Annotated in this window: 2 protein-coding genes; one reads left to right on the top strand and one right to left on the bottom strand. The window is 69.1% G+C overall.

Annotation, left to right across the window (positions count from 1 at the left end):
- On the bottom strand, positions 1-125 hold a 125-nt coding region (locus GPA_RS20665), incomplete at its 3' end, for a hypothetical protein (RefSeq protein ID WP_156791174.1).
- 307 nt (positions 126-432) lie between these two features.
- On the opposite strand from GPA_RS20665, the gene GPA_RS19435 reads away from it, so the two are divergent.
- Positions 433-1,174 (top strand): formate/nitrite transporter family protein (locus tag GPA_RS19435; RefSeq protein WP_167536711.1); only part of this gene is annotated, 742 nt, incomplete at its 3' end.

The following is a 1,174-nucleotide window of genomic DNA, read 5'->3' as shown; positions in this document are numbered from 1 at the left end:
CGCACGCAGTCGGCCAGGATGTCGTGCGGCAGCAGCGGCGCCAGCGCGCTCACCTGGGGGGAGCGCAGCACCTCCTCCACGGGGGGCAGGGATCGTAGCAAGTCGCGGGCGGGCGTGGGTGCCATGGGATGCCTTTCTCGATAAGCGGGCCGGATGCTTGGTTTCCCGAGCAGTATACCAATGTCGGGCCGGGCCGCCGGCCCGAAACGGCGGCGTGCGGCGAATCCCCGCAGGGCGGGGAGGGGAGGGGAAGGGCGCATGCGTTAAAGGAATTGGAAGAAGGGAAGGAAGACGGTGGGAATTTATCCGGCGAAGCCGCCCGGAATCTGCGATAATGACACGTTTGCGGGCCGCAACGCCCGCCGAACGCGCTCCGGCGGGCGTTGCGCACAGTAAGGGAAAGCAGGGAGAAGGGGATTCGACGTGGCGGCGATGCAAGAAGGCGCGGGGCTCGGGCTGGAAGCCCTTTCGCCCACCGAGGTGGAAAAGCGGGTCGAGGACGCTGCGTGCGCGAAGGCGGCCCTGCCGACAGGCAGGTGCTTCGTCTCGGCGATGCTCGCCGGGGCGTTCGTCGCGTTCGGCGGCATGTTCTTCTGTCTGTTCCTCTCCGATGCTACGCTGCCCTTCGCCGTGCAGCGGCTCGTGGGCGGCGTGTGCTTCTGCCTGGGCCTCGTGCTCGTGCTCTGCTGCGGCGCCGAGCTGTTCACCGGCAACGTGCTCATGGTGTGCTCGAGGGCCTCGGGCCGCGTGCCGTGGCGCGCGGTGCTGGGAAACTGGGGCCTGGTGTGGCTGGGGAACCTGGCCGGCTCGCTTCTGGCCATGGCGCTCGTGCTGCTGGCGAACGTGCAGGGCATGAACGGCGGCGAGGTGGGCGCGACGTTCGTGTCGGTGGCCGCCGCCAAGGCGTCGCTCGGCCCCGTGGAACTGTTCTTCAAGGCCGTCATGTGCAACGCGCTGGTGTGCCTGGCGGTGTGGATAGGGTTCGCGTCGCGCACGGTGACGGACAAGGTCGTGGGCATTCTGCTGCCCATCGCCGCCTTCGTGGCGTGCGGCTTCGAGCACTGCGTGGCGAACATGTTCTTCCTCTCCACGGGCCTTGCGTTGAACGTTCTGGGCGGCGTGGGGGCCGCCGGGGCCGTGGCGCTGGGCGGTGCGGCGGCGAACCTCGTGCTGG

This window comes from Gordonibacter pamelaeae 7-10-1-b (assembly GCF_000210055.1).
Classification (GTDB): domain Bacteria; phylum Actinomycetota; class Coriobacteriia; order Coriobacteriales; family Eggerthellaceae; genus Gordonibacter; species Gordonibacter pamelaeae.
The sequence above is the reverse complement of the archived record's forward strand: the minus strand, read 5'-3'. Positions and strand labels throughout refer to the sequence as shown.